The 25579-nt window shown below is 47.3% G+C and carries 34 protein-coding genes, 1 tRNA gene and 1 other annotated feature; of the genes, 26 read left to right on the top strand and 9 right to left on the bottom strand.

Annotated features, from left to right (window positions below):
- Window positions 1–62 precede the first annotated feature (62 nt).
- The 8 genes from NSU14_RS17335 to NSU14_RS17300 all read left to right on the top strand — a co-directional run bounded on the left by NSU14_RS17335 (window position 63) and on the right by NSU14_RS17300 (window position 6381).
- A complete protein-coding gene (locus NSU14_RS17335) occupies window positions 63–1712 on the top strand; it encodes an MGH1-like glycoside hydrolase domain-containing protein (RefSeq protein WP_340946435.1) in 1650 nt (549 codons plus the stop codon).
- A gap of 134 nt (window positions 1713–1846) precedes the next feature.
- Window positions 1847–2755 (top strand): glycoside hydrolase family 43 protein, encoded by a 909-nt coding sequence (locus tag NSU14_RS17330; RefSeq protein ID WP_340946433.1) that lies wholly within the window; start codon window positions 1847–1849, stop codon window positions 2753–2755.
- A 378-nt stretch (window positions 2756–3133) separates the two neighbouring features.
- Window positions 3134–3586, top strand: coding sequence for a VOC family protein (locus tag NSU14_RS17325; protein ID WP_340948959.1), 453 nt, complete (start codon window positions 3134–3136; stop codon window positions 3584–3586).
- Window positions 3587–3801: 215 nt separating this feature from the next.
- Window positions 3802–4209: a hypothetical protein gene (locus NSU14_RS17320; protein WP_340946432.1), complete on the top strand. Its 408-nt coding sequence runs from the start codon at window positions 3802–3804 to the stop codon at window positions 4207–4209.
- 214 nt (window positions 4210–4423) lie between these two features.
- Complete coding sequence (locus tag NSU14_RS17315) at window positions 4424–4690, top strand: hypothetical protein (protein ID WP_340946430.1); 267 nt, start codon at window positions 4424–4426, stop codon at window positions 4688–4690.
- A 97-nt stretch (window positions 4691–4787) separates the two neighbouring features.
- The gene (locus NSU14_RS17310) at window positions 4788–5195 is read left to right on the top strand and encodes a hypothetical protein (RefSeq protein WP_076245352.1); all 408 of its coding nucleotides are present in this window, start codon (window positions 4788–4790) and stop codon (window positions 5193–5195) included.
- A gap of 132 nt (window positions 5196–5327) precedes the next feature.
- A complete protein-coding gene (locus NSU14_RS17305) occupies window positions 5328–5543 on the top strand; it encodes a hypothetical protein (RefSeq protein ID WP_336102248.1) in 216 nt (71 codons plus the stop codon).
- Between the two features lie 166 nt (window positions 5544–5709).
- Window positions 5710–6381 (top strand): stalk domain-containing protein, encoded by a 672-nt coding sequence (locus tag NSU14_RS17300; RefSeq protein WP_336102249.1) that lies wholly within the window; start codon window positions 5710–5712, stop codon window positions 6379–6381.
- A 36-nt stretch (window positions 6382–6417) separates the two neighbouring features.
- On the opposite strand, the gene NSU14_RS17295 is transcribed toward NSU14_RS17300, so the two are convergent.
- Window positions 6418–7023: a thermonuclease family protein gene (locus NSU14_RS17295; protein WP_340946428.1), complete on the bottom strand. Its 606-nt coding sequence runs from the start codon at window positions 7021–7023 to the stop codon at window positions 6418–6420.
- Between the two features lie 39 nt (window positions 7024–7062).
- Entirely contained in the window at window positions 7063–7239 is a 177-nt protein-coding gene (locus tag NSU14_RS17290; RefSeq protein WP_171716491.1) for a hypothetical protein, read from the bottom strand.
- Window positions 7240–7370: 131 nt separating this feature from the next.
- On the opposite strand from NSU14_RS17290, the gene NSU14_RS17285 reads away from it, so the two are divergent.
- The 6 genes from NSU14_RS17285 (at window position 7371) to NSU14_RS36010 (ending at window position 10303) form a co-directional block, all read left to right on the top strand.
- Window positions 7371–7862: a hypothetical protein gene (locus NSU14_RS17285; RefSeq protein ID WP_336102251.1), complete on the top strand. Its 492-nt coding sequence runs from the start codon at window positions 7371–7373 to the stop codon at window positions 7860–7862.
- A gap of 260 nt (window positions 7863–8122) precedes the next feature.
- A complete protein-coding gene (locus NSU14_RS17280; RefSeq protein WP_340946426.1) occupies window positions 8123–8329 on the top strand; it encodes a hypothetical protein in 207 nt (68 codons plus the stop codon).
- Between the two features lie 277 nt (window positions 8330–8606).
- Window positions 8607–9233 carry a hypothetical protein gene (locus tag NSU14_RS17275; protein WP_081969952.1) on the top strand — a complete coding sequence of 209 codons (627 nt, stop codon included), beginning with the start codon at window positions 8607–8609 and terminating at the stop codon, window positions 9231–9233.
- Window positions 9226–9759, top strand: a complete 534-nt coding sequence (locus NSU14_RS17270) for an accessory gene regulator ArgB-like protein (RefSeq protein ID WP_042136302.1) — start codon at window positions 9226–9228, stop codon at window positions 9757–9759. Before NSU14_RS17275 ends, NSU14_RS17270 begins: the two co-directional genes overlap by 8 nt.
- Entirely contained in the window at window positions 9756–9890 is a 135-nt protein-coding gene (locus NSU14_RS17265) for a cyclic lactone autoinducer peptide (RefSeq protein WP_081969953.1), read from the top strand. The genes NSU14_RS17270 and NSU14_RS17265 overlap by 4 nt, the downstream gene beginning before the upstream one ends.
- Before the next feature lie 2 nt (window positions 9891–9892).
- Window positions 9893–10303: a LytTR family transcriptional regulator DNA-binding domain-containing protein gene (locus NSU14_RS36010; protein WP_042136304.1), complete on the top strand. Its 411-nt coding sequence runs from the start codon at window positions 9893–9895 to the stop codon at window positions 10301–10303.
- A 36-nt stretch (window positions 10304–10339) separates the two neighbouring features.
- On the opposite strand, the gene NSU14_RS17260 is transcribed toward NSU14_RS36010, so the two are convergent.
- Window positions 10340–10933 carry a YdeI/OmpD-associated family protein gene (locus NSU14_RS17260; RefSeq protein WP_336102252.1) on the bottom strand — a complete coding sequence of 198 codons (594 nt, stop codon included), beginning with the start codon at window positions 10931–10933 and terminating at the stop codon, window positions 10340–10342.
- A gap of 448 nt (window positions 10934–11381) precedes the next feature.
- On the opposite strand from NSU14_RS17260, the gene NSU14_RS17255 reads away from it, so the two are divergent.
- A complete protein-coding gene (locus tag NSU14_RS17255) occupies window positions 11382–11864 on the top strand; it encodes a cupin domain-containing protein (RefSeq protein WP_340946422.1) in 483 nt (160 codons plus the stop codon).
- 73 nt (window positions 11865–11937) lie between these two features.
- On the opposite strand, the gene NSU14_RS17250 is transcribed toward NSU14_RS17255, so the two are convergent.
- Window positions 11938–12363: a hypothetical protein gene (locus tag NSU14_RS17250; protein ID WP_340946420.1), complete on the bottom strand. Its 426-nt coding sequence runs from the start codon at window positions 12361–12363 to the stop codon at window positions 11938–11940.
- Window positions 12364–12557: 194 nt separating this feature from the next.
- On the opposite strand from NSU14_RS17250, the gene NSU14_RS17245 reads away from it, so the two are divergent.
- Window positions 12558–13529, top strand: a complete 972-nt coding sequence (locus NSU14_RS17245; RefSeq protein WP_042136312.1) for a helix-turn-helix transcriptional regulator — start codon at window positions 12558–12560, stop codon at window positions 13527–13529.
- A 548-nt stretch (window positions 13530–14077) separates the two neighbouring features.
- Here the strand turns inward: NSU14_RS17245 and NSU14_RS17240 are convergent.
- Together NSU14_RS17240 and NSU14_RS17235 are read right to left on the bottom strand one after the other, a co-directional pair.
- A complete protein-coding gene (locus tag NSU14_RS17240; RefSeq protein ID WP_076245371.1) occupies window positions 14078–14272 on the bottom strand; it encodes a DUF6199 family natural product biosynthesis protein in 195 nt (64 codons plus the stop codon).
- A gap of 41 nt (window positions 14273–14313) precedes the next feature.
- Entirely contained in the window at window positions 14314–14478 is a 165-nt protein-coding gene (locus tag NSU14_RS17235) for a hypothetical protein (RefSeq protein WP_179093550.1), read from the bottom strand.
- A gap of 88 nt (window positions 14479–14566) precedes the next feature.
- Between NSU14_RS17235 and NSU14_RS17230 the strand changes: the two genes are divergently transcribed.
- Entirely contained in the window at window positions 14567–14689 is a 123-nt protein-coding gene (locus tag NSU14_RS17230) for a hypothetical protein (protein ID WP_256703930.1), read from the top strand.
- Between the two features lie 39 nt (window positions 14690–14728).
- On the opposite strand, the gene NSU14_RS17225 is transcribed toward NSU14_RS17230, so the two are convergent.
- The gene (locus NSU14_RS17225; RefSeq protein WP_340948958.1) at window positions 14729–14884 is read right to left on the bottom strand and encodes a DUF2642 domain-containing protein; all 156 of its coding nucleotides are present in this window, start codon (window positions 14882–14884) and stop codon (window positions 14729–14731) included.
- A gap of 1209 nt (window positions 14885–16093) precedes the next feature.
- A tRNA-Val gene (locus tag NSU14_RS17220) sits at window positions 16094–16165 on the bottom strand.
- Between the two features lie 363 nt (window positions 16166–16528).
- Between NSU14_RS17220 and NSU14_RS17215 the strand changes: the two genes are divergently transcribed.
- The 5 genes from NSU14_RS17215 (at window position 16529) to NSU14_RS17195 (ending at window position 20511) form a co-directional block, all read left to right on the top strand.
- Window positions 16529–17005 (top strand): NUDIX hydrolase, encoded by a 477-nt coding sequence (locus tag NSU14_RS17215; RefSeq protein WP_042136496.1) that lies wholly within the window; start codon window positions 16529–16531, stop codon window positions 17003–17005.
- A gap of 26 nt (window positions 17006–17031) precedes the next feature.
- Window positions 17032–17514 (top strand): NUDIX hydrolase, encoded by a 483-nt coding sequence (locus NSU14_RS17210; RefSeq protein ID WP_042136497.1) that lies wholly within the window; start codon window positions 17032–17034, stop codon window positions 17512–17514.
- 26 nt (window positions 17515–17540) lie between these two features.
- Window positions 17541–18311 carry a creatininase family protein gene (locus NSU14_RS17205; RefSeq protein WP_042136498.1) on the top strand — a complete coding sequence of 257 codons (771 nt, stop codon included), beginning with the start codon at window positions 17541–17543 and terminating at the stop codon, window positions 18309–18311.
- Between the two features lie 259 nt (window positions 18312–18570).
- Complete coding sequence (locus NSU14_RS17200; RefSeq protein ID WP_042136499.1) at window positions 18571–19386, top strand: helix-turn-helix transcriptional regulator; 816 nt, start codon at window positions 18571–18573, stop codon at window positions 19384–19386.
- Between the two features lie 174 nt (window positions 19387–19560).
- A complete protein-coding gene (locus NSU14_RS17195; protein WP_076245382.1) occupies window positions 19561–20511 on the top strand; it encodes an aldo/keto reductase in 951 nt (316 codons plus the stop codon).
- 527 nt (window positions 20512–21038) lie between these two features.
- On the opposite strand, the gene metG is transcribed toward NSU14_RS17195, so the two are convergent.
- Window positions 21039–22700 carry a methionine--tRNA ligase gene (gene metG / locus NSU14_RS17190; protein WP_340946415.1) on the bottom strand — a complete coding sequence of 554 codons (1662 nt, stop codon included), beginning with the start codon at window positions 22698–22700 and terminating at the stop codon, window positions 21039–21041.
- 116 nt (window positions 22701–22816) lie between these two features.
- Window positions 22817–23086, bottom strand: a binding site (T-box leader).
- Between the two features lie 122 nt (window positions 23087–23208).
- Between metG and NSU14_RS17185 the strand changes: the two genes are divergently transcribed.
- The 4 genes from NSU14_RS17185 to NSU14_RS17170 all read left to right on the top strand — a co-directional run bounded on the left by NSU14_RS17185 (window position 23209) and on the right by NSU14_RS17170 (window position 25424).
- Window positions 23209–24246, top strand: a complete 1038-nt coding sequence (locus NSU14_RS17185) for a site-2 protease family protein (RefSeq protein ID WP_340946412.1) — start codon at window positions 23209–23211, stop codon at window positions 24244–24246.
- Between the two features lie 67 nt (window positions 24247–24313).
- The gene (locus NSU14_RS17180; RefSeq protein WP_144026120.1) at window positions 24314–24529 is read left to right on the top strand and encodes a hypothetical protein; all 216 of its coding nucleotides are present in this window, start codon (window positions 24314–24316) and stop codon (window positions 24527–24529) included.
- Between the two features lie 122 nt (window positions 24530–24651).
- On the top strand, window positions 24652–25095 hold the full coding sequence (locus NSU14_RS17175; RefSeq protein ID WP_340946410.1) for a GNAT family N-acetyltransferase: 444 nt from the start codon (window positions 24652–24654) through the stop codon (window positions 25093–25095).
- A gap of 92 nt (window positions 25096–25187) precedes the next feature.
- Window positions 25188–25424, top strand: a complete 237-nt coding sequence (locus NSU14_RS17170; protein WP_039297904.1) for a DUF3892 domain-containing protein — start codon at window positions 25188–25190, stop codon at window positions 25422–25424.
- Window positions 25425–25579 lie beyond the last annotated feature (155 nt).

The following is a 25579-nucleotide window of genomic DNA, read 5'->3' as shown; positions in this document are numbered from 1 at the left end:
GACTGCCCGGGCAGTCTGCTTCTCTGTTTGGGGAAGAGAGCGAAGATACAGGAGGGAAGTACATGACCAGGGACTTATTACAACAGCTCCGCGAAGTAACGGCTGATGACCGGATCGGAGTGCTCAAGAAGGCGGCGGACCGTGGCGCTATGGAGCAATGGAGGCAGTCGGGCGTTGCTTTTGCCGCCTCATCGGAAGCGATGGAGAATGTCTATTATTCCGGATTGCATAAGCTTATGGATTGTATCGTGCCGATGGACGGCAACGGCCATGTTCTGCACGAAGGAGGTGTCTACCTCGGCAGCTGGCTGGAGAGTACGGGAACCATGAGCGCTGAGCTGCTGTCACGCTTCATGCCGGCGGTGGCGGAAGCGACCTTTCGCCTGTTCGCCGATTATCAGCGTGAGGATGGGCTGATTCCTTACAAAGTAACCCCTGCAGGACCGGCTTACCGGCAGATCCAAATGGTGACCCCGCTGGCCCGGAGTGTCTGGAATCATTACGTGCAGAATGGACGCAACAAGATGTTCCTCCGCTCGATGTACCAGGCGATGAGCAGATTCGACGACTGGCTGGCCAGCCGGCGCGATACACGAGGAACAGGCTGCGTGGAGGCCTTCTGCACCTTTGATACCGGACATGATCTGTCCCCGCGTTTCTGGCATATTCCGGATACACCCCATCTGGACGATGCGGCGCAATGTAACCCGGATTCACCGCTGCTGCCTTTTCTGGCCCCTGATTTAACGGCCAATGTCTACTGCCAGCGGCAGTATCTGTCCAGAATAGCAGAGGAACTTGGAGAGGATGGAGCTGAGTGGAAGGCCAAAGCTGCGGCCAGCAGGCAGAGCCTCTTCAGCCATTGCTATGACGAGGAGGATGAGTTCTTCTATGATCGTGACCGCGGAGGCCGGTTTGTGCGTGTGCAGTCGGATGTGCTGCTGCGTGTGTTGGCCTGCGAAGTGGGAGACCGCGATTTCTTTGACGCTGCTCTCCGGCGTTATTTGCTGAATACCAGCAAGTTCTTTGCCAAATATCCCTTCACCTCCATAGCGATGGACGACCCCCGGTTTGATCCGTTCTCCAGTTACAACACCTGGGGCGGCTCATCCAACTTCCTCAGTATCATCCGCGCGGCGCATGCCTTTGAGCATCATGGGCGTTATGTCGAGCTGACCTGGGTGATGCTGCCTATTCTCGCTGCGCTGTCCCGGATGACACGATTTGCCCAGACGTTAAGCCCTTGGACAGGAGAAGAGGGATATACAGAATCGTATTCCCCGGCTCTTCTGTGCCTGCTGGACTATGTGGAGCGGCTGTGCGGAATTATGCCGGTTGCCGGAGAAGAGCTATGGTTCACCGGACTGCTTCCTTATGATATGGATCATGGCCAGGAGGTAGCCCATGAGACAGGATACCGCCGGGCGGTAGATGGAACAGTCTATGAGCTGATCACTACCCGCCAGGGGGCAGTGATCTACCGGGACATGGAGGAGTACATGGCTTTTCCGTTTGGAGTCCGCGTAATCACGGACCGGAACGGGCAGCTGCTGAAGCTGATCGGGATGAGTATCCGTGAAATCGAGGGCTGCATCTGCTATCTGGGCCAGAGCCTCCCGTTCACGATTAAGGGCAATGAACAGCTGGAGTATGCGGATGGCGGCTTCAGCAGCATCAGCGATATTGGAGTGGTGCTGCCGGAATACCGGTAATTAAGTTGAACTTTACGCATTCACTCTTCCAGTTTCAATATTAACCTTTGTTCCTTATGGCCTAGTGTACTTTCCTAAGTACACCTTATATAAATATTGGCTTGCAGCGTGTGTGATAGAAAGGAGAGTTTTAAATGATAGATAACAACAGCTTACAGATCAGAGATCCGTTTGTGCTGCCGCTTGCCGGACAAGTACAGGGACAAGGACAAGGACTCTACTATTTGTATGGCAGCACCGACAGCAATATCTGGGGTAAGGGCACCGGGTTCGACGCCTACACAAGCAAGGATCTGGAGCATTGGGAAGGACCGTTTCCGGTATTCCGTCCAGAGGCGGATTTCTACGCCGAGCATAATTTCTGGGCTCCGGAAGTCTATGCCTACGGCCGGAGATACATCATGTTCGCCACCTTCCGGCGCAAAGACAATGATCTGCTGGGGACGGCAGTGCTTGCTTCGCCACATCCGCTTGGCCCTTTTACCCCGCATAGCGAAGGTCCGGTGACCCCGCAGGACTGGAGCTCCCTGGACGGAACGCTCTATATAGATAAGCAGGACCAGCCATGGATGGTCTTCTGCCATGAGTGGCAGCAGACTGGAGACGGGGAGGTCTGCGCCATGCGGTTAACGGAGGACCTGCGGAGTGCGGAAGGAGAGCCGGTTATTCTATTCCGGGCATCGGAAGCCCCATGGTCAACACCGTTTGTATCCAAGCGGTATGCGGATCAGCTCAATTATGTAACAGATGGGCCATTTCTGTTCAGGTCAAGTGACGATGATACGCTGTACCTGCTGTGGGCCAGCTTCATTAATAACACCTATGCGCTGGGCATTGCCCGTTCCGGGAGCGGCGAGATAACCGGACCGTGGATTCATCAGGAGGAGGCACTCTATCAGAAGGACGGCGGACACGCGATGGTATTCCGGACCTTTGGCGATAAGCTGATGCTGGCCATCCATACACCGAATCAGACTCCCGACGAACGGCCGGTATTTCTGGAGCTGGAAGAAAGCGGCGGTGTGATGAGAATGAAGGAATAGGTGTTGGAACGCTTTTAAGCAATCTGATTCCACCGGCTCTACATCGGACACCGTGCCCGAATGGCAGGTTGTCTGCTAAAAGACACTCGCTTCATGTTTAACTGTATTTTGTACAACTAAAACGGGCGATTTTTGCCCCGTGGGAGTTTTAGCTGCACTTCATACAACTAAAAATAACAGCTACGCCCCAAACGAACACTTTTCTCAATTTTAGTTGTACAGAGTACACTTATCCTAGCTCATCCGGTTTTTCGCCGTCTTTTAGCTGCACGAAATGCAACTATTCCTTATGTAGTAAGTATAAAACCTCGTTGCGAGGGGAACGTACGTTTTGCTATAGTGGGCTCATGATTAATGATTTTACTATAGAGGAGATGTATTCCAATACAGCTGGGTTGTACGTATCTAATCGTCCGTGATATGAAGAGTTCCATTGCATTTTATGAAGCGTTGCTGAATATGAAAGCAGATTCCCGCAAGCTGGAGCGTTGGGCACAATTCCACTGCGGGAACACACTCGCGTTATGGAATCCGGAATTCGATAAGGAATTGATCCGCACGAATAGCGATGTGTCGGAGCATTTTAATGAGGCGTATTTGAATTATAAGCAAGAAAGTGAGGTTCGATACGGGAATAATGTGATCCTTAACTTCAATGTTACTGATTTGAATGCAGAGTATGAGCGGGTGAAGTCACTGGATATCGGAGTAGTATCTGAGATTTTCTATATCAATGTTGTGCGGCCTTATCATTGCTTCATGATTGAAGACCCGGATGGGAATCTAATCGAAATCACAGGAGATTATCATGCAGATTCTATTAAATACTAAATATTTACAAGGTAAAATATACCTGATATATTAAAAATGCTCATATAGACCGTTTTGAGAGGGAAGGAGACTTGCTTATAGACTCCAATCTGCCGGGTAAGTGTGAAGTGCAAATAGTCTGCTGCTCTGTTGAGCCGGACTACGCCAAGCGAGTGCTGTGCGTTTCGTTCAGACCGATTCCCCTATACCCAAAGAATTAAGGAGGATATTAATAAATGCGAAAATTAAAAACGTTGATCGTGTTTCTCTTCGCAGCAAGTTTCTTGTGGGTCTCCGCTCCTTCTGCGCATGCCCTTTCTCTGGCGCCGGGATTTAATTCGCCAGTAACTCTTACTCTGCAGCCGGGACAAACCACATATTTGCTCTGTACAGCCTCCGCCAAAACGATTAAAGCCGTTGTAGAGAATCAATCGGATACGGGTAAAGTGACGGGACCTTATTATTTCAACATGAGCAACCGCGGCCAAATCCAAATGGGTACAATGAGCGGTGCCAGTGCTGTACAGGATCTGTATTTCAGCTATTGGGACGGCAGTACCGGAAATGCGCTGCTCTATCTGAATGCGACGGATACTACGGTTCCTATTCAGGTGAAAGTGACCTTTTATAATTTAAGCAACTAATATAAGAACAGGCGATAATCCGTCAAAAGAAAAGATTGCTACTCCATTGCGGAGTAGCAATCTTTTTAGGGTTATAAGAGATTATTCAATGTTAATTAAACTTTAAATCACCCCATCTCCCCCGGCAGCTTTGTCACATGACTCATTTACAAATAGTTCCACAAGAAATATGCTATCCTTATTTAATACTGTGTAATCACAAGGAGGGCAACTGATGAAAGGGGCTTACCTGAAGTATTTTGGCGTGGCGATCATCGTGCTGGGGGGAATTGCTTGTATTCCAGTGGGATTCCATTTGGGCGGTGTGCTTGGTGTTGCTATCTTCCTCGCCGTTTCCTGCATAGCCGGTATGTTTTTTATTGGCTTTGGTGAACTTGTCTACTCCATGCAGCGAATCGAGCTGGAGATTGCCGGGGAACGTCCGCAGTATGATCCTTTGACCGGACAATATCAGGTACCGCCCAAAGATAACGGCCGCTGATCATGCGTGCACAGTTTGAAATTTAATCTGATTTGTCCAACCTCATAAACTCCTCTAGCATATTCTATGAGTAGAAGATTAGAGAGGAGGAATCACCATGGCAACGATTATCGACACAGGGGCCAGTACTGCGACAACGGGCAGTCAGACCGTATCTATTCCAATTCTTTCACCTGCGGGCAATTTGATCTTGGCCGAGTTTGGCCTTGCTACTGTAACTTCGGGGGTTGTATTACTGAGTGCCTCCATCGGATTTCAAACTACGCTCGGCGTACCCAATGTAGTCTTCACATTGTACCGGGACGGGCAGCCCATCTTCAATATGGGCTCCAGCGGCCTTGCGCTTTTAGCCATTCAGCCTATTACTATTGCTTATATGGATAGAAGTGTACCCGCTGGCTATCATGCATACAGCTTGGGTGTCGCCAATAACAGCTTGAATATCCTGCTCAATGCAGCCAGTGTTACGGGACCCGTGACATTCTCAGGAACCTCCATCGGATAAAAGAAATGCATAGAACAAACCCGCTGAACTCCGGTCCGGCGGTTTTTTTTGAGTGTATATACAATTTGTTCCAAAGCAATTATGATTTACTTAAAGATTCTGAACTCTATACGAGGAGAGGGGCTGTGAGAAATGATGGCAACAGGTTTTGGGTCATTGCTTGCCGGCAGTTTTAGTATATTTTTCTTTTTAGTCTGGATGGCATGTCTGGGGCTCGGTATTTATTTATTCGTTCTGGTAGTGAAGCTCGCGCGCAGAGGAATTGTTGCATTGGATCTGTACAATCATGCCAAGAATCTGGAAATCCGCAACCATTACGAATCCGTTCACAAAAAAGATGAGTTCTAAATGATACATAGCCAATTGGAATTGGAAGTATGGATGCCCTGCCTGAAGGCGGGGTGTTTTTTTGTATTTCGGCGGATTCTCAGCCATTTGCATATTATGGTAAGATTTATTATACTCCCAGTATGTAAGTTTTAAATTTGAAATACATGGAGAGGAGTTTGATCGGGTGAAAAAGAAATTAACCGCTGCGCTGACTGTTTTTGCTGTACTTGGAGGAATGGGGACGGGGGTATACGCCGGAGCCAATCTGCAGGAGATCAAAGCTTTTCTGAACCCGGGAATTAAATTCAAGGTAGATGGCCAGCCTGTGCAGCTGAAGAATAGCAGCGGTGCAGTGATCGCTCCGATTTCTTATAAGGATACTACGTATCTGCCAGTCCGTTCTGTGTCGGATCTGCTCGGAGTTACCGTTAAATTCGATGCCGCCTCCAATACCATTTCATTAGGCGAGCAGACGGAAGGAGTCTCGATTGCAGCCGGTTTTGACTCGTCGTACCATACCAAAGATCCTGACAAAACCGTCTATAAAGATAAGGACTATAAAGATGTCCATTTCGATAATGGCAGCGGCACTCGCGGCAGCTCGTTCATGCTCTACCCGAACAAGAAATATCAGAAGCTGTATATTCAGGTCGCGGCGATCGGCACTGATATTAAAAACTTTACCGTGCAAGACAGCGATACGGATACGGTGCTTAAGAAGCTGAACATTACCCCTGAAGAAGGGCTCGTAACCGTAGAGGTGGACATTGCCGGAGTAAGCTCTATCTATGTAACCGGAGACGTACAAGACGGCTCATCCATGTTCGTTCCATTGACTACTTCCTATTATAAATAACTATAGAAGAACCCGGGAGACTTTTGTCTCTCGGGTCTATTTTTTGTTGGTGGGGGTAGCTGTGACAGAAGTGTCGTATCCCCGGTCGGTCACATAATTCTCTATGCTCCAAATCCCCAGCCTCGCAGACTTAGCCTGTTTCTCAGTGGCTCTGAGCTGATCCACATATTTCACATCCGGCGGATACACGGCAACCCTGGCCAGACCCTTTGCAATCAGCATTTCATTCACCATCTCATCACCGAGATAGACATAAGCCAGAATCCGGCCGTATTGATCACGTTCAGTCACATCCATTTCGACCCTAACCGTTTGCCCGTGCAGAAGCTCCGTTAAGTATTCACTGGCCTCAGGGCCAAAGGGCTGAACCGGTGTATTGGCGCGCTTGGTTTCAGGAGTATCAATGAGCAGGAGCCGGATTTTGTCCACCGTACCATCTTCGAACTTAACTTTGAAAGTATCTCCGTCGGTCACAGATAGAACTTCAGCCTGAGAAGGATGTGTAAGAACAATCGTGTCCAGTGTTTCAAAGGTATTGTCCGGTTCATCTTTCGACAGGACAGCTGTCACCAACGAAATCGTAAGAGCTAATACAATCAAGCCGTACCTGGTAAGCTTCTTACCGTTATTAGATTGGAACATGTGCTAATGACTCCTTTGCCGTGAATATATCATTCCGGTTCACTCAGCCGGAGGATCTTTTGGATCATTCTTAGATTTGCCGGGCCTAGAGAAAACAACTCCAAAGGCAATACCCAAGGCTATGCCCAAAGGCAAATTATCAAAAGCCATCCAAAACACTATACCAAAACATAAGCCCAGGGCGATGCCTTGGGAGGAGTCTTTTTTCTTATCCATATCCATGTCTCCTTGAATAGATGTAATTAAAATCAAGCAGCTGATTGGCGGAATAGCATAAAGGGTATTATCCGGTAAGCCTGCATATCTTACTGGCAATGTTAGGCCTAGAACGCTTAAGGAGTGAAGCTGTGTATACCAAAAAACTAATCTTGACCTTATCGATGATGTTATCCATGTTGGCAGTGAATGCCTGCAGTAATCAGCCGGATGTGCCTGCAACTGATTCTATGCAGACCTCTGTACCGTCCGCCGGGAACAATGGAGTTACGGCTCAGCCGGATGCTTCTGCCGTTTCCCAAGAGCTGCCGGAGAATCTGCCGGAGGATTTCCCGCTGCCGGAGGATGTTCAAATCAAGCTATCCCATTCTGAAGAGAACGAAGGCAAAAAGACAGCTCTTCTGATCTTCACCACAACACAAAGCATGGATACAGTATCGAAGCTCTATCAGGATTATTTCTCTTCAAGACTCGGAAGCGATTCTGCACAAACCCTTGATGATAAGAACCTGATTATCCAGGGTACCACCAAAGACAATAAGCAGAGCTGGTCGATCATCGGCGGTTCTTTGGCTTCCCAGGAAGGTACTGTAGAGCTAAATGTAACATGGGCGGAATTATAAATTAACAATCCTGTTTAGTGATGAACATCCGTTGGTGTATGGTCAGGAGAGACCGGCGGATGTTCTGTTTGTATTAGTGTATTTTACCATACAATCCCCCGATATTAATCCCGCTTGGACCAGAGAATGGCAGCAATAAGCCTGAATTCCCTTCACTTGTTACGCTTGTCCCCTAAGAGAAGCTGCAAAATAAAAGAGCCTGGCAATTAGCCAGACCCCTGAAATCCTATCAATTACGCTGGAGTAACAAATATCCGCTGATGCTTGAGGTTTTTTTGCGGAACACGATTCTGAAACCGATGTCGTTGTCCTGCAGACAGGCTAAGGCCGTTCTAAGCAATCCGTTGGTTCTTAAGCTGGGCAAGCAGGGTTCGGCATTTCCGATAACCCGGCTGGCGGTAATTCTGCGTGCAGATCCGGGCACTAACGGGTTCCGGCTCCAATTGATCAACACCAAATCCGGCTGACGAGTCGCCATGCTAATCTACCCCTTTCTATTAAGGTTCTTTATATAGAATGCAGGGCAGAGAGTTTTGTGCTGGACAAAGGCGGAGAGAAACAGGGGAGAGCCATAGAGTACGAATGCAATTTTGTGCAATAGACTTGGTTAACAGCTAATTGTTGAAAAAAATACGCAGAATGGGGGAGAAAGTGTCGAATAATGTAAATAAGTAGTATACGCTGTGGCGTGAGCAGTTATATAATTAATTCAATGAACGAAAATCAGTCAGGCGGTGTTATGGTTTGTCATGGGAACCTGTTGGCTTTATGTTTTTCTCAACAATAGAAACTCTTGCTCTATATTATCTCATTATGTCGCTCTTTAGATTTAAATGGAAATGGTACTTATGGCAAGTATTATTCGTTATTTTACTAAATAATCTTCAAAGCTATTTGTTAAGAAATGAGCTCGGGATGGCGAATATCTCGCCGCTCATTCTAATATTGATTTTCATCCTGTTCTTCTCCGCTGTGGTCAGGATGCCTCTAATTCTATCAATCATTGCTACAATATCAGGTTACGTTATTTTTGCTGTGATTCAAACGATCATAGTCCTTCTAGTATTTGGCTCCATATCTGATATTTATGCTAGCGTTGGGAATGGATATTTTCTGCAACTCCTGACTTCTGCCGTTGTGTTCTTTATCTTCAGTTATGCTTACCGCAAAGGGAAAGGATTCACTTTTGATCTGGATAAACTAAGACTGAAATTAGAAGATATTCTTCTGTCTGTATTGATACTAGGTTTTGTGATAGGCATATCAGTACTGCTCTACTACAATGATATCCTGTTAAATGCTGTGATCTTTGTGATCATGTCTGTATTCCTTCTATATTATTCAACCAGAAAGGAGAAGGAAGATGCTTGATATCATGTCCGCGAAGCTCGCTACCGGGATAAAAAATATTGTTCCGGAGCACCCGGCGTCCTATGCCGTTTTAAAGTTTGCTATTGAGGTAGTCCTTAATGTGGTATTTATTATGGGTCTCACGTTGGCTGTATCCCTTCTGACCGGTAGGACAGGAGAAGCCATCCAGATACTGATCTCCTTTGCATTATTACGTCAAGTATCTGGAGGAGCACATCTCAAATCCGGAACAGCATGCGTCTTGTTTACGACAACGTTGTTTACGCTTTTGTCCTTTATTGAAGTTAGCCCCTCATTTATTCTGCTTATGAACGGTATCAGTCTTATAGTGGTTCTATGGCTGGCCCCGATTGGAATCGAACGTCAGACCCGGATTCCAAGAACGCAATGGCCCAAGTTGAGAATTGTAGCTGCACTACTTGTGACAGCTAATATATTTATAGCTTCACCAGCTATTGCTGCCAGTTTTATGGCACAATCCATTAGTCTGATAGTCGCTAGAAAGGAGGTGAAAACCTTACGATGAAATCACTGCAACGTAAAGCTGTTTACAAACTTGCTTCTGGTTTGTCCGCAATGGCCGCTCTTCTAGTTTTGGTTACCGCTAGCGTATTATATGTAAATCAACCGGAAGTCCCTGAAGAGTTACTCAATTAATATTGGAGCTGATCCCTTTGAGTAGTATATCTGTCACAAGAGACACAGAGGGAAACACTGGTGTATTCTCACTCGATATTGCAAAAATAACTTATATGGAATTTGAACGAACTATCTATAGGATAATCGTCCATACGTACGATCAAACCTTTTATACAGTAGGTACGCTGAAATATTGGCTTAACACCCTAGCCAGTTCAGGATATAATTTCGTTCTTGCGGATAGAAACACGTTAATACAAGTCACCAATATTATCCAGATGGATAAGACATTTCATATCGCTTATTTCGGGGAAGACCACAAAGGGGTCGAACAAAAGTGTTTTCTTTCAGAAAAGGGTTACAAAGAAGTTCTCAAAAATGTTAAAACGTCCGAAACGAATATTAAATTTGTCGAGCTACCGGAGTGGTAGCTCATTTTTTTTATTCGGTGAAGTTAAAGGGAGCCCCTAATCACTCAATCCCTTGCCGTTCAAAATATGCGGCGTATACTTCTCAACCCGTGCTGTACGGGTTTTGGATTGTTTGGGGTCTGTGAAATAAGTGATATATTGTCTTTTTCGTCCGGGGGTTAGGGCTTCAAAGGCTGCTTGCAAATCCGGATTCTCATCGAGCTTTGTTTGAAACTCTTCAGGAATCTCATACTCCGTATCCTTCTTATAATCCACTTCCAGACCAGCGGTTTCAACCTCTATGGCATTATAGATATAGTCTTTAATAGTAGCTTCCCTATCGGCTATTTCTTGAACCGTATTGAACCGGATCTGACGCCCGGCCTGCACATTCCTGGTTTGCTGAATTAGAATGCCCTGGGGATCAGGCAGCAAGGAGCCTTTGACGAACATAATCGCACAATATTCTTTGAATCCGTGGATTAGAGCGATATTCCCGCCTTGAAACGTATAACAAGGAACCCCCCACTTCAATTCCTCTGTCAGCTGACATCCATGCAGGATCGCCCGGAGTTTCCCGTATTCTTCCTTCCATTGGCTTGCTTTATTAAAGAAAAAATCCACTTTAGGATTCATTTCACTACCTGTCATTCAGGAACACCTCTTCTTTTGATTTATATATTGTGATGGCTATCCTCACTGGCAACTTTACGCTCGAAGTCTGTGATGAAGTAACGGCCGGATTGAGTTAGCCTGCTGCCGGTAACAACGGCCAACTTTATGCGATTTAGTAAACCGCCCCGTTTAAAAAAATAATTGTAGCCCAGTCTGCTTTATGTATCTCTTCCAGGGCAGCGTAGAAAGCTTTCTTACTAGTGCCTATTTCCCGGGCGGCGATTGGTATAACAATATCATTTTCGACTAGGAGGGTACAAGGATAGCAATTATCATGTTAATGGTATTTGTGGTGACTCTTATAACAGCGTGTGGGTTATACCTGGCCAATAATAGCAAGAGATCCGGATTTTATGATTTTTGTAATAGTGGAATTATACCAGCAGGTTATGTTGAGAATATCCGATAATGAGGAGAGGTTCAGATGGCTACTATTTTTAATGACAAGAACGTTTCGTTTGAACAAAGACAATCCCCGGTTCCTGAGTTCGCCTGGCATACAAGCAGGAAGCTGGCGGAGATGGCAGGGGCGAAGCAATTGCTTTTTGAAATCAGGTCGCTTGATCCAGGGAAGTATTCGTATCCATATCATTTCCATAGAAGTGTAGAAGAGGTATTTGTAATTATTTCAGGCCGGGCTACGCTCAGAACGCCAGCAGGGTTTCAGGAAGTGCAGGAAGGTGATACGGTGTTTTTTGAAACGGGGCCGGAAGGGGCGCATCAATTATTTAATCATACCGCAGAGCCTTGCAGGTACTTGGATTTACGTACGAACCTGGGGATCGATATTTGTGAATATCCGGATTCCGGAAAGATCAACATTCTGCCGTACGAGGAAATCTATATGGCGGAAGAGCGGGTGGACTACTATGAAGGCGAGGACAATGTTGCGGAGAAATGGAAGTGAGCTGGCGTGCAGTCCGGGAGCAGGGTTAAAAGCCCTGCCGCCAGTAATGGTTCGCAGGGCTTTTTTTAATTTTTTAAATTACGCCTTCTCCTCCAATAGCGGTTGCTGTGAATGCTATAGGCCCAAAAAGATGTATAGGCAAGATACTATCATTTTGGATGATCAATTCATAGTTGTGGATTCCAAGATAAGGACCATCAACCCACAGAACATTTAATTGGATATCAGTGTTTGTAGTAAAACGAAAAAAGGAACTATAAATATCGACCCCGGCACGCCGGATGATAACTAAAAATTGACTATTAGCAAGTGCAGTAAGACTAAAGCTGCCTTTTAACTCGACTCTACTGGAGAAAGAGGCAGGATTAGCAGGACTAATATTTACTTGCGCTGTGGCTAGAGCCGCGCCTGCTCCAGGAATCCCCGCAACCGTTACAGCAGAATTGAACGGGTCTAACGGGATTTTTGCCTCTGAACCATAACTAATAATTGTCGCCATTTATCATCACTCCATTTCATCGGTATACGTTAATATATTGTAAATCCGCAAGTATATATTGGACGTAGTTCCTGATGATTATATACATTTAACTTAAAAAGAGAGAAATGAAATAACAGCAAGTAAAATCAAGTAAGGATCTTCCATTATCTTTAAAATAAATGTAGGGTGATTGAAACGGGGTGAAATGACGAATGTACGAGTGGCAGAAACAAATTCAAATCATCGTTGATGAAATAGACATATGTATTAAAAATTATAATGATGAAGCCTTGACACTACGCAATCTTTCCCGCAGGCTGGGTTATTCCGAATTTCATACTACGAGAAAATTCAAGGAAATATCGGGTATGCAATTTAGGGATTATCTGCGGCATAGAAAATTAGCCTTTGCGCTTAAAGAAGTTCGGGATAGTGAAAAAAGCCTTTTAGATATTGCCTTTAATTATGGCTTTTCATCACATGAAGCGTTTACCAGAGCCTTTAAGGGAACCTATGCTGTAACCCCAAGTAATTTCCGGAAAAATCCTAAGCCAGTCGTTCTTCGTACAAAATTAAACCCGTTTGACCGCTACTTTTTTGGATTGGGAGAGATTGGGATGATGAAATCTACAGATGATGTGAAAATTTATTTTGTAACCATTCCCGCTCACAAATTTTTGCACATTAAAAACTATGAGAGTAATGGGTACTGGGATTTTTGGCAAAAGCAAAATCTTATCCAGGGACAGGATTACGAAACCGTCTGCGGCTTACTCGATAGTATCAAGGGCAAATTGGATGACGATGGCGGGAGTGAACCTAATGGGGGCAGCGGTCAGATTATGGCGTATATGAATGACCCGGACGGCAGACTCTGTGATTGGGGTATCCCGCGTACAGAGTGTTATGGTGCACGGCTTCCTTTGGATTATAAAGGCGAAGTACCACCACAAATGCTTATGGCTGATGTTCCGGAAGATAAATATATTGTATTTGAACATGGGCCATTCGATTATGAGCAGGAGAATCGTAGTGTGGAGGAAAAGATTGAACGGGTAATGGCAACTTTTGATTTTGCAGGCACGGGTTACTCATTTGATACTTCCGCCGGTAGGATGATTTACTTTTATTTTAATCCGGAACGGCATTTTAAGTACATCAGACCTGTGCGGAGCCACCTTTAAAGAACACGCTCCCGCGGCTGGCAATATGCGCGTTTTGATTTATATGAAATGAAATAATATCAGAAATTTAAAGGTCACTGCTTTTAAAAGGGTGGCCTTTTTCTATGTCCTGGGAGGTGGTTACGCCCTAAGTGTGGATGGAACTTAAAGGGCATGAAGAATGACCGTTTCTGCACTCATGCGGCTACACAGAGACGTTTAATAGAGGAGATGATCACAGATCATTGTTGATAACTTCGCGGGGGCGGCGAGGCGAGTACGGGAATGGAACTGGCTGTTATGTTATGCAATTGCTCGAATCAATTCATCCGCATGGTGGCAATCATTATATAGATTAATAGGGGCTGTTATACCCCCTATTGATTACTTCCGTTTCTTACGGCCAATTAAGCCGCCAACGATCCCAAAGATCAAAATACCAACAAAGGCAAATACAATCCAAAAAGCTATACGCACAACAATCACTCCTTTGAATAAACAATACGATAATAGGTGGATTTTCGCAATGAAGGAGGCAGGAGCTATTGCCTTTTCTAGTCCATTTAAATCTACAGCATCGGAAAAAAGAATATGAAAAAGAGAAGAAGCATAATAATACTGCTTACTCTACTGATTACGAGATAAGCCTTACTTGGTTCGGAGTCGCCCTTTACCATCCAACCATAACGCGTGTACCAGCCCAATGACGGAAAGAAAATATTGATCAGTGAAAGTGCTATGAAAAGAATAGCGAAGCCCACCATCTTCACCAACTCCTTTATCAAATTTAGGCATGAGCGGAACCTCACTTATCTTTAGGGGGCTTTGGTTTCTCTGCCTCATACATGGAGACTCCAAATATAAGTCCTAACCCGCCACCAATGGCGATGTTGTCAAAAACAATGGAGAATGCAATACCAAAACTGATGCCTATAAAAAGCGCAGAGAGCAATCTTCTATTATATTTCAACACGCAGCACCCTTTTCAATTATTTAACATTTGTACGCCGATCAGAGATTTTAGTTTCGAGGGGGATAGCCCCAGGGAGGGAACAGACATGAAGCACATAGTTCATCCTCTCTGCACCACCGGATCAACCCAGGCGGACGAGAAGACACCGGCAGTAAGCTTTTGGGCTGCAGCAAGAAAGCTTCTCGGGGCTCAGGTGGAAAAGGCATAAAAAAAGAGCTGCTTTCGCAACTCTCTCATGAACTGCCATTTACTCTGGCATGATCCAAACGATCTCACAGATGCGTACAAAGAATTTTCTGCCTCTGGTATCCAATACAACGTGGTCTGGCTTTACATCCATCAAACAGCCGCTAATCCCGCCGCGAGTGGTTTCAAGTACCACCTGCTTACCTTTTACAGACATTAAGGTTTCAACGACATAGGGATCAATTGGATAGACCATATGGCTTGCGGCATCTGTTGATGCATTGGATACATTTGATTATTCAGCACTTTGTTACCTCCCAAATGGTTATACCTCATGCTATGCAAACGCCTAATTAAAGAGCTAGGCGAGAGCCCATTTAAGATAGGTACTAAGCGTTATGACACAAATACGTTAAAATAATAATTCAACGGAGGGAATCGTTTCGGACAATGTAGATTCTAATTGTATCGTAATCAGATGTCCCGATGAACTTGCTGAAATGGCAAGAGAGTTTACCAATAGAATTATTAGTTTCCATGCTGCGGATATGCAAGACCGAGTCATTTTAGAGAAAAGTGAACTGAACTGGGTGAAGGAGTTTATTTCAGGAGAAGTTGTTGGTCAGGCCGAAGGCCATCGACACGCGACCAGATAATCTCAGCGCAGGGAGGCCGGTTAGTGTTAGCTATTAATTACTAATGATATACCATAATAATATATAAGTTATTCCGAAGAAAAGGATTACACCCAGTATTGAGATGGCAAGAAGAATAAGGATAACTTTATTTCCGTTCATAAATGCACCTCTTAAATAAAATACCTCTCCCAATTTTTAGTGTAGGGGAGAGGTCGAAGCGAAAGATTGGGCAAGCCCTCACAACTCGATTGTAAAGGATTGGAAGAGAACTATCAAATACACATTTAAATGTAGGCTACCTAATGGAGACAAAACCCAATCAAACTATCTAGGATACAGCGTAAGCCGGGGTATGGTGTCCACCGCCTCCCAATCCACAAGCAAACGGCGGGCAGAAGACACCTGAACAACTGCAGGAAGCAGCAATTGTTTCATTAAAAAGAGTTGGTCGCGGTGATCAGATCAAGGAGGTGAACTAAACATGGACTGATATCCTTATGGCGGTTTCCCAGGTCCTGGACCGGAATTCACACAGATGTTTACGGAAGTTTTATTGTCCACTGACAATCAAGCGAAACTTGCCGGTGGCATCCTTTTGAAAAAATGTCAGGGAGTTGTGAAGAAAGGGACAGTCATTGGCAAAATTACAGCTGCTTGAGCTGATCAAGGCAAGAGGGTAGCCGTTTTTGATGGAAAAAACGTCCCCAATCTCAAAAAGTTGAAGAGATGCTATAATCAAAAAAAGACAAAACCCTTATAAAATAAAGGTTTTGTCAGGTGATGCAATATAGGACGGATGGGGTTCGAACCCATGACCCCTACCCTGTCAAGATAGTGCTCTCCCGCTGAGCTACCGTCCTGCAACGAAATTTATAATACCATACGATGTGAGGGAATGGCAAGAATTTTTTATAACGAAGAAATAGACTGGATGTCATATGGGGTTTAATGGAAATAAATAGGAGGTATTGCTATGCTACTCTGGGGAAGCGGATCACGGCGGAAGAGAAGAAGGCCGGCCGTGATTTGACAGGTTAGATTAATCCCTTTACTGGCGGCAGATGATAAGTTAAGGTGCAGGTCCCGCTGAATGTGAGCGGGGCTTTTTTGCAGCGAAAAAGTTGAGCGACACAGAAAAGATTTTATAATATAATGATGGCAATTGTCTGGGAATATCTCTCAATCATTCCATTATACATAATGAAGCCGAAGGAGTTCTTCTAATGATCGTAACTTTGCATGAATCTGAAATGCCTGAGGTTAGTCTTAAGTATGTTGTGATTGTCATGAAGCAGGGTGAGGACTGGGTTCTGGTGCGGCACCGCGAGCGGTCCACATGGGAATTTGCCGGAGGACATATTGAAGCAGGAGAGAGTTCTGATGAAGCTGCCGCCAGGGAGTTGTATGAGGAAACAGGCGCTGAGGCGTACAAGTTATACCCTATATGTGTATATTCGGTCAGAAGTGAAGAAGTACCCGCGAACTACGGGATGCTATACTTTGCAGCTGTAGATAAGTTCGGCCCCCTGCCCCCATATGAAATGGAGGAGATTCGCAGATTCAGAGAAATTCCGGAAACGGTTACGTATCCGGGGATATATCCGACGCTAATCGCGAGAGTAACTGAATATATCAAGCAACTGAGCGGAAATGCCAATGAAAGCAGATCTATTGAACAAGTGGAATTTGGTGCGCAATAATCATACCATTGAACGGAGTGATTGCCGTGTCTATGCCTACTCATATTGTGGCGGTCGGCGGGATTGTTGAGAATGGGCAAGGAGAAATTTTGCTGGTCCGAACGTTTCATGGCGGTTGGGTGTTTCCTGGAGGGCAAGTGGAGGCGGGAGAGAATCTGATGGATGCGCTAACCCGTGAAATACAGGAGGAAAGTGGCATCCTCACTGTGGTTGACCAGCTGATCGGCGTGTATTCCAATACGGGGATGTACAAATGGCATGACGGTGTAACCGATGTCCCGACCAAAGTGATGCTGGACTATGTGTGCAGGCCAATCGGCGGGGCATTAGCAACATCGGATGAAACATCGGAGAGCTGTTGGGTCAGCCGGGATAAAGTGCTTGAGATGATTACCAGCCCTGCTATCCGCACCCGTTATGAAGCTTATCTGGCATTTGACGGTACAGTCGCTTATATGGCCTACCAGACCAAGCCCGAATTTACAGTAAGTCTGAGCAGGAAGATATGATGCAGTACCATATAAGGAGATTATAGATGAACGTAGAATATGGGAAATTAACTTTTCTGGAGATTAAGCAAAAAGCAGCCGAAGGCTATATGGCTATTATTCCAACTGGCTGCACGGAGCAGCAGGGGCCGCATGCGACGGTGGATTTTGATATCTGGCTGGCTACCGAGCTGTCTATTGAAGCAGCAACTATGGCAAATTTGAGCTACGGTGTGAAGTCGCTGGTAATTCCGACGATTCCATTTGGTCCAACTCCCGAGCACCGCAATTACGGCTATGGCTACATCGACATCCCGCAGAAGGTATATGAGGATGTGATCTATGCGGTTCTGGTTTCACTGGCTGACCAGGGCTTCAAGCAGCTGGTGATTATGCGCGGCTGCGGCGGACATATGCTGAACCAGGTGGCTGTGAAATTTAATCAGGAGTATGCAGGAAAAGCCAGGGTTCATCTTCCGCATCATCCGTTCCATGGTGTCTGGTGCACACATGCCGATCCGCATATTCCGGGTGGTCATGCTGATAGCTTCACCACATCGCTGGGACTCTATAAACATCCTGAGTGCATCCGTGAGGAGCTGATTGCCAATCCCGGCAGCAGTGAACCGGACTGGGATGATCCCGGACTCGACTTCACCAGGTACTCGGCAACGGGTGTCATAGGTGATCCGACTCATGCCAGTGAAGAATTAGGCCGCAAGCTGTGGAAGGGCTCTGTGGAGGCTATCGCAGCCGAGCTGCAGAAGATTGCTGCGCAGGCTGTTGAAATTACTACGGCTGAAGCTTCCAGGCTGTAATGCAAACATAGGCAAGCAGCAGAGAGACACATGCGAGATAGTTAAGCCCCGTAAGCCTCGTCCATGTTACCGCACCAGCGGCTTGGAGAAGCCAGCGGGGTTATTTCTATTGATCGCGGTGCGAAGCGAAGGGTGTTCTACAGCTTTTTATGCGAGAGATTATGGTATAGCTTCTCAGGTCCGAATTCCGTGTGAGTTTGTGAACGGCAGAGAATAAGGTAGAATAGGGACACCAATTGCTGTGAGAAGAGGTTAGTTTATGAGCGATGAGAATTCGAAGTTTAAGCGGCTTGGAGAGTATCTGAAATCACGCCGGGACCGGCTGCAGCCTGAAGCTGCCGGGCTTAAGGAAACGAACAGCCAGCGCAGAACACCCGGACTACGGCGGGAGGAAGTGGCGATTCTGGCGGGTGTCAGCAGCACCTATTATACGTGGCTGGAGCAAGGCAGAGAAGTTACTGCTTCCAGAGAGATTATGGAGAGTCTCAGCCAGGCCCTGCGCTTGACCCCTGATGAGCGGACGCATCTGTTCGAGCTGTGGAATCCAGGGAACCCAGATACAGTTCCTTCTATTAATACGGTGAGTCCCGGGCTGAATCCGCAGTGGCGGGATATTATCAGCCAGCTGTCTTATCCGTCTTTTATTACGAATGAGCGGTCCGAGGTTCTGGCCTGGAATGATAAGGCGGGTGAAGTTCTTAGCAATTTCGGGAAGCTGCCCGCTTCCGAGCGCATTATGCTCCGTCTATTGTTTCTCGATCAGGGGCTGCGCCGCCGGATGCTGAATTGGGAGGAGTTCGCGCTCTATTCAGTAGCTGTGTTCAGAACCTATTATGACATGCATCTGCACGATCCCTGGTACAAAGACATGGTAGTGAAGCTCTGTGAGGACAGTATGGATTTCGCAGAGATGTGGAAGCTGCACAACATTCAAGGCAAAAAAGTAAATCGCGTAGTCATACAAAGTCTAAGCACAAATCAGTCTGTGACCTATGACATTAACTCCGTTGCGAGTCTGGCCGATCATCCGGGTCTGCATATCTGTATTTATACACCTGTGGTGGCAGAGAGCTGAGAATCGAAAGGAGTCACCTGGACGGCCGGTCTGTTTCTATTTCTGTTCTGTGCTGTTCTGTTACCTGGTAATGATCTTACTAGCATAAACGTACTGTGGCTGCTCCATGGCAGGAAGGTTAGAATAGGGACATATCCGAAGAATCTTTCACCGGGAAAAGAGGGAGACAACCAAATGCAGACAAGAACACTCGGAAACGAAGGGCTGACAGTATCGGCTCTGGGACTAGGAACGATGATGATGCCGGAGAACGAAGAGTCGGTAAAAGTGATCCATGGGGCACTCGACCTGGGAGTAACCCTGCTGGACACAGCAGATATCTATGGAGATTTCGCGCAGCAGCGTTTTGGCAGCAATGAGAGGCTCGTGGGCCGCGCACTTAAGGGCAGACGGGATAAAGCGGTTATTGCGACCAAATTTGGCATTACGCATACTCAGGGCCCCAAGGGTGATCCGGCTTATATCAAAAAATCCGTAGATTCCAGCCTATACCATCTCGGTATGGATTATATTGATCTGTATTATCAGCACCGTCCTGATCCGAACACACCTATCGAGGAGACTATAGGCACGCTGGCTGAACTGGTCAAGGAAGGGAAGATCCGCTACATTGGCTTATCGGAAGCTTTACCTGAGCTGATACGCCGCGCACATGCGGTACATCCCCTTACGGCACTGCAGACAGAATATTCGCTCTGGAGCCGGGAGGTGGAGGATGAAATACTGCCGCTGGTCAAAGAACTGGGCATCGGATTCGTTCCTTATAGTCCGCTGGGCCGCGGATTTCTGACCGGTCAGATTAAAAGCTTCAACGACCTGCCGCCGGACGATTACCGCCGTAGCTACCCGCGGTTCCAGGGAGCGAATTTCGCCAGGAATCTCGAAGTGGTCTCGCTGATCGGGCAGATGGCAGCCGAGAAGGACTGTGCTCCTTCGCAGCTTGCGCTGGCTTGGCTGCTTGCGCAGGGTGAGCAAATTGTGCCGATCCCGGGAACAAAGCGGCTGGATCGGGTGCAAGAGAATCTCGGTGCGTTGCAGGTAGTATTGTCAGCGGATGATCTGGCCCGGATCGAGCGGATCTCCCCGCAGGGTGTTGCAGCCGGAGGGCGCTTTCCCGGTCATTAAGGGCTGAATAGTTGAGAGTTGCAGCAGCATCAGCTACGCATTGAAATCCAAAAGCGTTCTTATCTGCACCGCTTGTTTTGTAAGCGGTCTGCGGATAAGGATGCTTTTTTGAGTTGCGCCGGCATATCACCAGTGTTCGGAATCTTGTGAAAACGAAAATAGGTAACATGTAAAAGGTAGTAGGTAGTAGGTAGTAGGTAGTAGGTAGCAGGTGACAGTAACAGGTGACAGGTGACAGGTAACAAGTAATAGGTGACGAGTAACAGGTAGCAGGTGCACTGGAACAAGTGTTCATCGCAAAAGTGAAGCGGACTGAGAGGACCCTATTTCCCGAAAAAGACGCTTTTTGAGGCTGAAACGGACTGAGATTCCGTTATTTTGTTCATCCTGCCCCAAAATGAGGGGCGGCCGGGCATATAAGAGATTCTCAGTCCGATTGACCCGGGAATCTGCCTGATTTGCAGGAATAGAGGAATCTCAGTCCGCCTCATCAGCCAGCTGACGAGGGGATGATGAAGTTTTCCGCCTCAGCGCTGCAAGCTCTTAAGCCGCTCGGTCTCCTCCTCAATCCGCGCCACATCAATCCGTTCGAACAATAATTCCAGCCCCTGCACCCGCTGATGCGCCGGAACGTCTACCGGCTGCCAGACAGGCTGTTCAAGGGCCAGAAACCCCCTGATCTTGCCGCAGGAGAATGGAATGAACGGGTTCAACAGGTTGGATAGATTAGCAATGATCTGTACACAGGTATACAGCGTGCTGGCACAGGCGGCGGGGTCATTCTTAATCTGCAGCCACGGCTGCTGCTGATCGAAATATTTGTTGGCCTGGCGGATATGGGTGAAGACATGCTCGAGCGCTTCTTTGAAGCTGCCCCCCTCAATAAGTCTCCCGGTCTCACTGTACAATGTATTAATGCTGCCGGCCCATGCGGCATCCAGTGTGCCCTCAGGCACCTCGCCATTCCAGAACTTATTCACGAATACCAGACTGCGGTTGACGAAATTACCGAAGGCACCCAGCAGCTCGCTGTTATGGCTGTAGATGAATTCTCTCCACGAGAAGTCGGCATCCCGTTTCTCAGGACCGTTCGCCGTCAGGAAATACCGGATGGAGTCCGGATCGTAGCGGCAGAGAATATCTGGTACCCAGACGGCCCAGTTACGGCTTGTGGAGAATTTCTCCCCTTCGAGAGTCATGTATTCACAGGAGAAGATACGGTCCGGCAGATGAAGGTCTCCAGCACCCAGCAGCAGAGCCGGCCAGATCAGGCTGTGAAAAGGCACATTATCCTTGCCATGCACATAATAGGCTGTAATGGGAGGGTACCCGGCGTCCTTGTTCTCAGTGGATTCAAGCCAGAAATCCTCCCAGCGGTTGCCGGTCCCGGCAGCCCACTGCTTGCTGGCGGACAGATAGCCGCTGACCGCTTCAATCCACACATAGATTTTTTTGTCCGTGAAGCCATCTACAGGAACATCTACCCCCCAATCCAGATCCCGCGTTGCGGCGCGGTCCTGCAGTCCTTCCTGCAGATATCTGCGGGTTAAACGCACAGCATTGTCTCTCCAGCCCTGCGCAGAATCCACATAATCTGAGAGTGCGCATTGGAAGCTGGACAGTGACAAATAATAATGCAGGGTGGAACGCAGCACCGGCGGGGTTCCGCAGATTTTGCAGGTACGCTCCAGCAGGTCAACCGGGTCGAGTATCGTAGAACAGTAATCACATTGGTCACCCCGGGCCTGCTGTCCGCAGACCGGGCAGATTCCCTCTACATAGCGGTCCGGCAAGTAGCGCTGATCCTGCTCACAGTAGCATTGGAGCGTAGACTTCTGGTACAGATGGCCGTTATCCAGCAGCTTAAGGAACAGCTCCTGCACCACACTGTGGTGATGCTCCTGATCGGTCCGGGTGTATAAGTCATAGGTGAATCCAAGCGAACGGAAGCAATCTGTGAATTCCTGATGATATCTGCTGGCGAATTCACCAGGGGATACACCTTCCTGCGCCGCCTGCACAGCGACGGGAGTACCATGGCAGTCACTGCCGGAGACATACAGCACAGCGTCGCCTTTGGCACGGTGATAGCGGGCCAGGATATCTCCCGGTAGAATACTCGCAAGCCTGCCCAGATGCAGGGAGCCATTGGCATACGGCCAAGCCCCTCCGATAAAAATGTTTGTCATGTCATTGTCCTCCTATAAGTTTTGTTGACAGATGTTTCCTTGAAACGGATTCGGACAAAACCCGTTTCGGAAAACATGTTTAGATTTCTAAGCGCACAAAAAAGACTCTCATCCCCAAAAGGGACGAGAGCCTGTGCTCACGTGTTACCACCCAAATTCATCAATGCCTTGCGGCATCCACCTCTTCAGGTACGTCCGCATAAGCCTGCGGGTATACCCTAGCATGGTAACGGATGCGGGTTCCGGCGCAGCCTACGTCCCGTTTATGCGGGCTTCGATGCGCAGCTCTGAGACCATATTCCCGTGGGTTTTCTTTGCTCCTTTTCAGCGGCCGGAGCTCTCTGTGAAAGAATTGCCAAGGTACTCTTTCTCTTCATAGCTATTGTGGTTATCCTAATTACTGGATATCATATATGCAGGTGATGGCTTATGTCAACACCAGATATAGAGATAAAGGAGAATGAGACTTTTGCCGGAAAAAAAGCAGGGAAAGAAAAGCTCAGGCATAATGGGATGGCTTGGTAGCGCGGGAGTACTGCTGCTGCTGAAGGGCAAAACCATTCTGTCTCTGCTTAAGCTGGGGAAGATTGCGGGACCGCTGATTTCGATGATGCTGTCTATCTGGGCCTATGCACTGATCTCACCATGGCAATTTGCAGTGGGCTTCGTTGCCTTATTATTCGTTCATGAGATAGGCCATGTTATCGCTGCCAAGCGGATCGGGCTGCCGGTGAGCGCACCGCTGTTTGTTCCTTTTATGGGCGCATTAATTACGATGAAGAAACAACCGCTGGATGCCAGAGAGGAAGCCTACGTTGCTTTTGGAGGTCCCATTCTGGGGAGCATTGGCGCGGCCGCCGTCTTCGGAGCAGCTTATTACTATCACAGCCCGCTGCTGTATTCACTGGCTTATGTCGGATTCTTTATAAACCTGATCAACCTGCTGCCGATTCATCCGCTGGATGGGGGAAGAATTGCAACTGCGGTTACCCGGTGGTTATGGCTGGTGGGTCTGGTTGGAGGTCTGGCTGTGATCATCTATCTGAAATCTATTCTGTTCGGTATTATCTGGCTGTTATTTGCCTATGACATGTACAAGAAATATATCAGCCGGCGCACGAAGAATCAGATGCATGCCGTATTGAAGAGCTTCCTGATACCGATTGAAGATTTGCAGGATCAAGGGTATCTGATTCCCGGACCTGAGCACAAAAGGGAACTGCCTTTTACCACCTACAGTGATTTGAACCGACAGCAATATCTTGGTGTCCGCTGGGACAATCTGGACTACTACGGTACAACGACTATGCCTGTGCAGTCCATTATCGATAAAGTCCGGATCGTACAGCTGGACCAGCTGTATGTGGATGCTAAGCTGCAGCTGAAGATGCAGTGTGAGATCAGTTTTACAGTGTTTGATAATGATAAATATTATGATGTGCCGGCCGCGTTACGCTGGAGATATGGTATTGCTTATTTTGTACTCGCAGGCTTTCTCGGCGGCATGATGTACCTTGTGCATATCGTTGGCAATGTAAATCTGTAAGAAATCGTTTATGAAGCCCCTGATTCGTCAAAGCTGTATAGAGCCAAGAAGAACAGGGGGTACAATTATGCGCAGGTCAATAGTGTGGAGCGGGGTCATTGGAGTATGTGTGATGCTGGGGACGGCCGGATGTGCGGCTGGCGGTGAGTCTCCCGGGTATACGGGGATTCATAAGATGAACGGGCTGGATGGCAGACTGGATACACCGGATAGTCTTATATCACCGGTTATGCAGGATGTGTACGACCGTTCGATTCCGGAAGAGGTGTATTCCATTCAGTAGTCCGGCGGAAGCGGCTTATCCGTCTTCCCTATCCCTGAAGACCAGAGGCTCTATACAGGATATTAAAAATTCTGTATAATGGCTCAATGTTGATTGGACCTATAGAGAGGGGCTAGAGGAGAATGGCAGTGGAAATCGTACATGTCACTACAGAGGAGCAGCTCCAGATGGCGCTTGCGATCCGCAATAAGGTATTTGTGGAGGAACAGAAGGTGCCGGCCGAAGAGGAGATTGATGAATATGATGTGATCGGTGACAACGCGCATCATTTCCTGCTTAAGGACAACGGGGAGCCGGCAGCTACCGGAAGACTGATTTATTACAAGGCAGAGACCGCTAAAATGCAGCGGATTGCTGTTCACGAGCATTACCGGTCCAAGGGTTTCGGACGGATTTTGCTGCTCGCTATGGAGGGGCATGCCCGTGAACTCGGCCTGGTAGCCTCTATTCTCGACGCCCAGTGTCATGCAGAAGCCTTTTACAACAAACTGGGCTATGAAGTAATTTCCCCGGAGCCCTTCTATGATGCCGGTATTCTTCACGTGAGAATGCAGAAAACGCTGTAATCAGCCCGGGTACATACTCTTTCGATTCTATGGACAAGCTATCTGTGAGCCAGATTGATGGCTAATCCCAGGCGCGAAGGAGAAGATCCTAAGTGATGAACAACGAACGTGAACGCTTTATTGCAGCCCAAAGAAACGGTGATGGTGATCTGACCAAGTTCCAGACCTCTTCCGGCCGTGTGCTGGATTATCAGCAGGCACTTCAGGAGGTTCAGTCCGGGAGTATTGCCGGAGTCAACGCATTCAAAGGGAAAGACGGCGAAATGTATATTCGCGGCGATGCAGATGGGGATCCTACCAACAATCTGGATCAGCTTCCGCAATTTTAACCAGGCATAGATAACAGGATGAAACGGCCGGGCAAGCATCTATTTTGATGCTAATGTCCGGCTTTTTTTGTTTTGTGGGGAGGGCACATTTCCCTGAAATTCCATAGATTCCATACCGAAACCGGTTGCATAATGATGCATGTTTCTTTTCTACT

The sequence above is a fragment of the Paenibacillus sp. FSL R10-2771 genome (genome assembly GCF_038000205.1).
Taxonomy (GTDB): domain Bacteria; phylum Bacillota; class Bacilli; order Paenibacillales; family Paenibacillaceae; genus Paenibacillus_AQ; species Paenibacillus_AQ phytohabitans.
The sequence above is the reverse complement of the archived record's forward strand: the minus strand, read 5'-3'. Positions and strand labels throughout refer to the sequence as shown.

Bases quoted from the DNA above. Each gene is read 5' to 3' on its own strand.
- NSU14_RS17245 (WP_042136312.1), top strand. From the start codon at position 12,558: ATGTACGAGTGGCAGAAACAAATTCAAATCATCGTTGATGAAATAGAC.
- NSU14_RS17310 (WP_076245352.1), top strand. From the start codon at position 4,788: ATGGCAACGATTATCGACACAGGGGCCAGTACTGCGACAACGGGCAGT.
- NSU14_RS17250 (WP_340946420.1), bottom strand. From the start codon at position 12,363: ATGGCGACAATTATTAGTTATGGTTCAGAGGCAAAAATCCCGTTAGAC.
- NSU14_RS17335 (WP_340946435.1), top strand. From the start codon at position 63: ATGACCAGGGACTTATTACAACAGCTCCGCGAAGTAACGGCTGATGAC.
- NSU14_RS17280 (WP_340946426.1), top strand. From the start codon at position 8,123: ATGCTTGAGGTTTTTTTGCGGAACACGATTCTGAAACCGATGTCGTTG.
- NSU14_RS17215 (WP_042136496.1), top strand. From the start codon at position 16,529: ATGATCGTAACTTTGCATGAATCTGAAATGCCTGAGGTTAGTCTTAAG.
- NSU14_RS17315 (WP_340946430.1), top strand. From the start codon at position 4,424: ATGAAAGGGGCTTACCTGAAGTATTTTGGCGTGGCGATCATCGTGCTG.
- metG (WP_340946415.1), bottom strand. From the start codon at position 22,700: ATGACAAACATTTTTATCGGAGGGGCTTGGCCGTATGCCAATGGCTCC.
- NSU14_RS17225 (WP_340948958.1), bottom strand. From the start codon at position 14,884: ATGTCTGTAAAAGGTAAGCAGGTGGTACTTGAAACCACTCGCGGCGGG.
- NSU14_RS17270 (WP_042136302.1), top strand. From the start codon at position 9,226: ATGCTTGATATCATGTCCGCGAAGCTCGCTACCGGGATAAAAAATATT.
- NSU14_RS17180 (WP_144026120.1), top strand. From the start codon at position 24,314: ATGCGCAGGTCAATAGTGTGGAGCGGGGTCATTGGAGTATGTGTGATG.
- NSU14_RS17195 (WP_076245382.1), top strand. From the start codon at position 19,561: ATGCAGACAAGAACACTCGGAAACGAAGGGCTGACAGTATCGGCTCTG.
- NSU14_RS17205 (WP_042136498.1), top strand. From the start codon at position 17,541: ATGAACGTAGAATATGGGAAATTAACTTTTCTGGAGATTAAGCAAAAA.
- NSU14_RS17265 (WP_081969953.1), top strand. From the start codon at position 9,756: ATGAAATCACTGCAACGTAAAGCTGTTTACAAACTTGCTTCTGGTTTG.
- NSU14_RS17175 (WP_340946410.1), top strand. From the start codon at position 24,652: ATGGCAGTGGAAATCGTACATGTCACTACAGAGGAGCAGCTCCAGATG.
- NSU14_RS17240 (WP_076245371.1), bottom strand. From the start codon at position 14,272: ATGGTGGGCTTCGCTATTCTTTTCATAGCACTTTCACTGATCAATATT.
- NSU14_RS17185 (WP_340946412.1), top strand. From the start codon at position 23,209: ATGGGATGGCTTGGTAGCGCGGGAGTACTGCTGCTGCTGAAGGGCAAA.
- NSU14_RS17305 (WP_336102248.1), top strand. From the start codon at position 5,328: ATGATGGCAACAGGTTTTGGGTCATTGCTTGCCGGCAGTTTTAGTATA.
- NSU14_RS17255 (WP_340946422.1), top strand. From the start codon at position 11,382: ATGGCTACTATTTTTAATGACAAGAACGTTTCGTTTGAACAAAGACAA.
- NSU14_RS17200 (WP_042136499.1), top strand. From the start codon at position 18,571: ATGAGCGATGAGAATTCGAAGTTTAAGCGGCTTGGAGAGTATCTGAAA.
- NSU14_RS17230 (WP_256703930.1), top strand. From the start codon at position 14,567: ATGAAGCACATAGTTCATCCTCTCTGCACCACCGGATCAACCCAGGCG.
- NSU14_RS17290 (WP_171716491.1), bottom strand. From the start codon at position 7,239: ATGGATAAGAAAAAAGACTCCTCCCAAGGCATCGCCCTGGGCTTATGT.
- NSU14_RS17260 (WP_336102252.1), bottom strand. From the start codon at position 10,933: ATGACAGGTAGTGAAATGAATCCTAAAGTGGATTTTTTCTTTAATAAA.
- NSU14_RS17320 (WP_340946432.1), top strand. From the start codon at position 3,802: ATGCGAAAATTAAAAACGTTGATCGTGTTTCTCTTCGCAGCAAGTTTC.
- NSU14_RS17295 (WP_340946428.1), bottom strand. From the start codon at position 7,023: ATGTTCCAATCTAATAACGGTAAGAAGCTTACCAGGTACGGCTTGATT.
- NSU14_RS17330 (WP_340946433.1), top strand. From the start codon at position 1,847: ATGATAGATAACAACAGCTTACAGATCAGAGATCCGTTTGTGCTGCCG.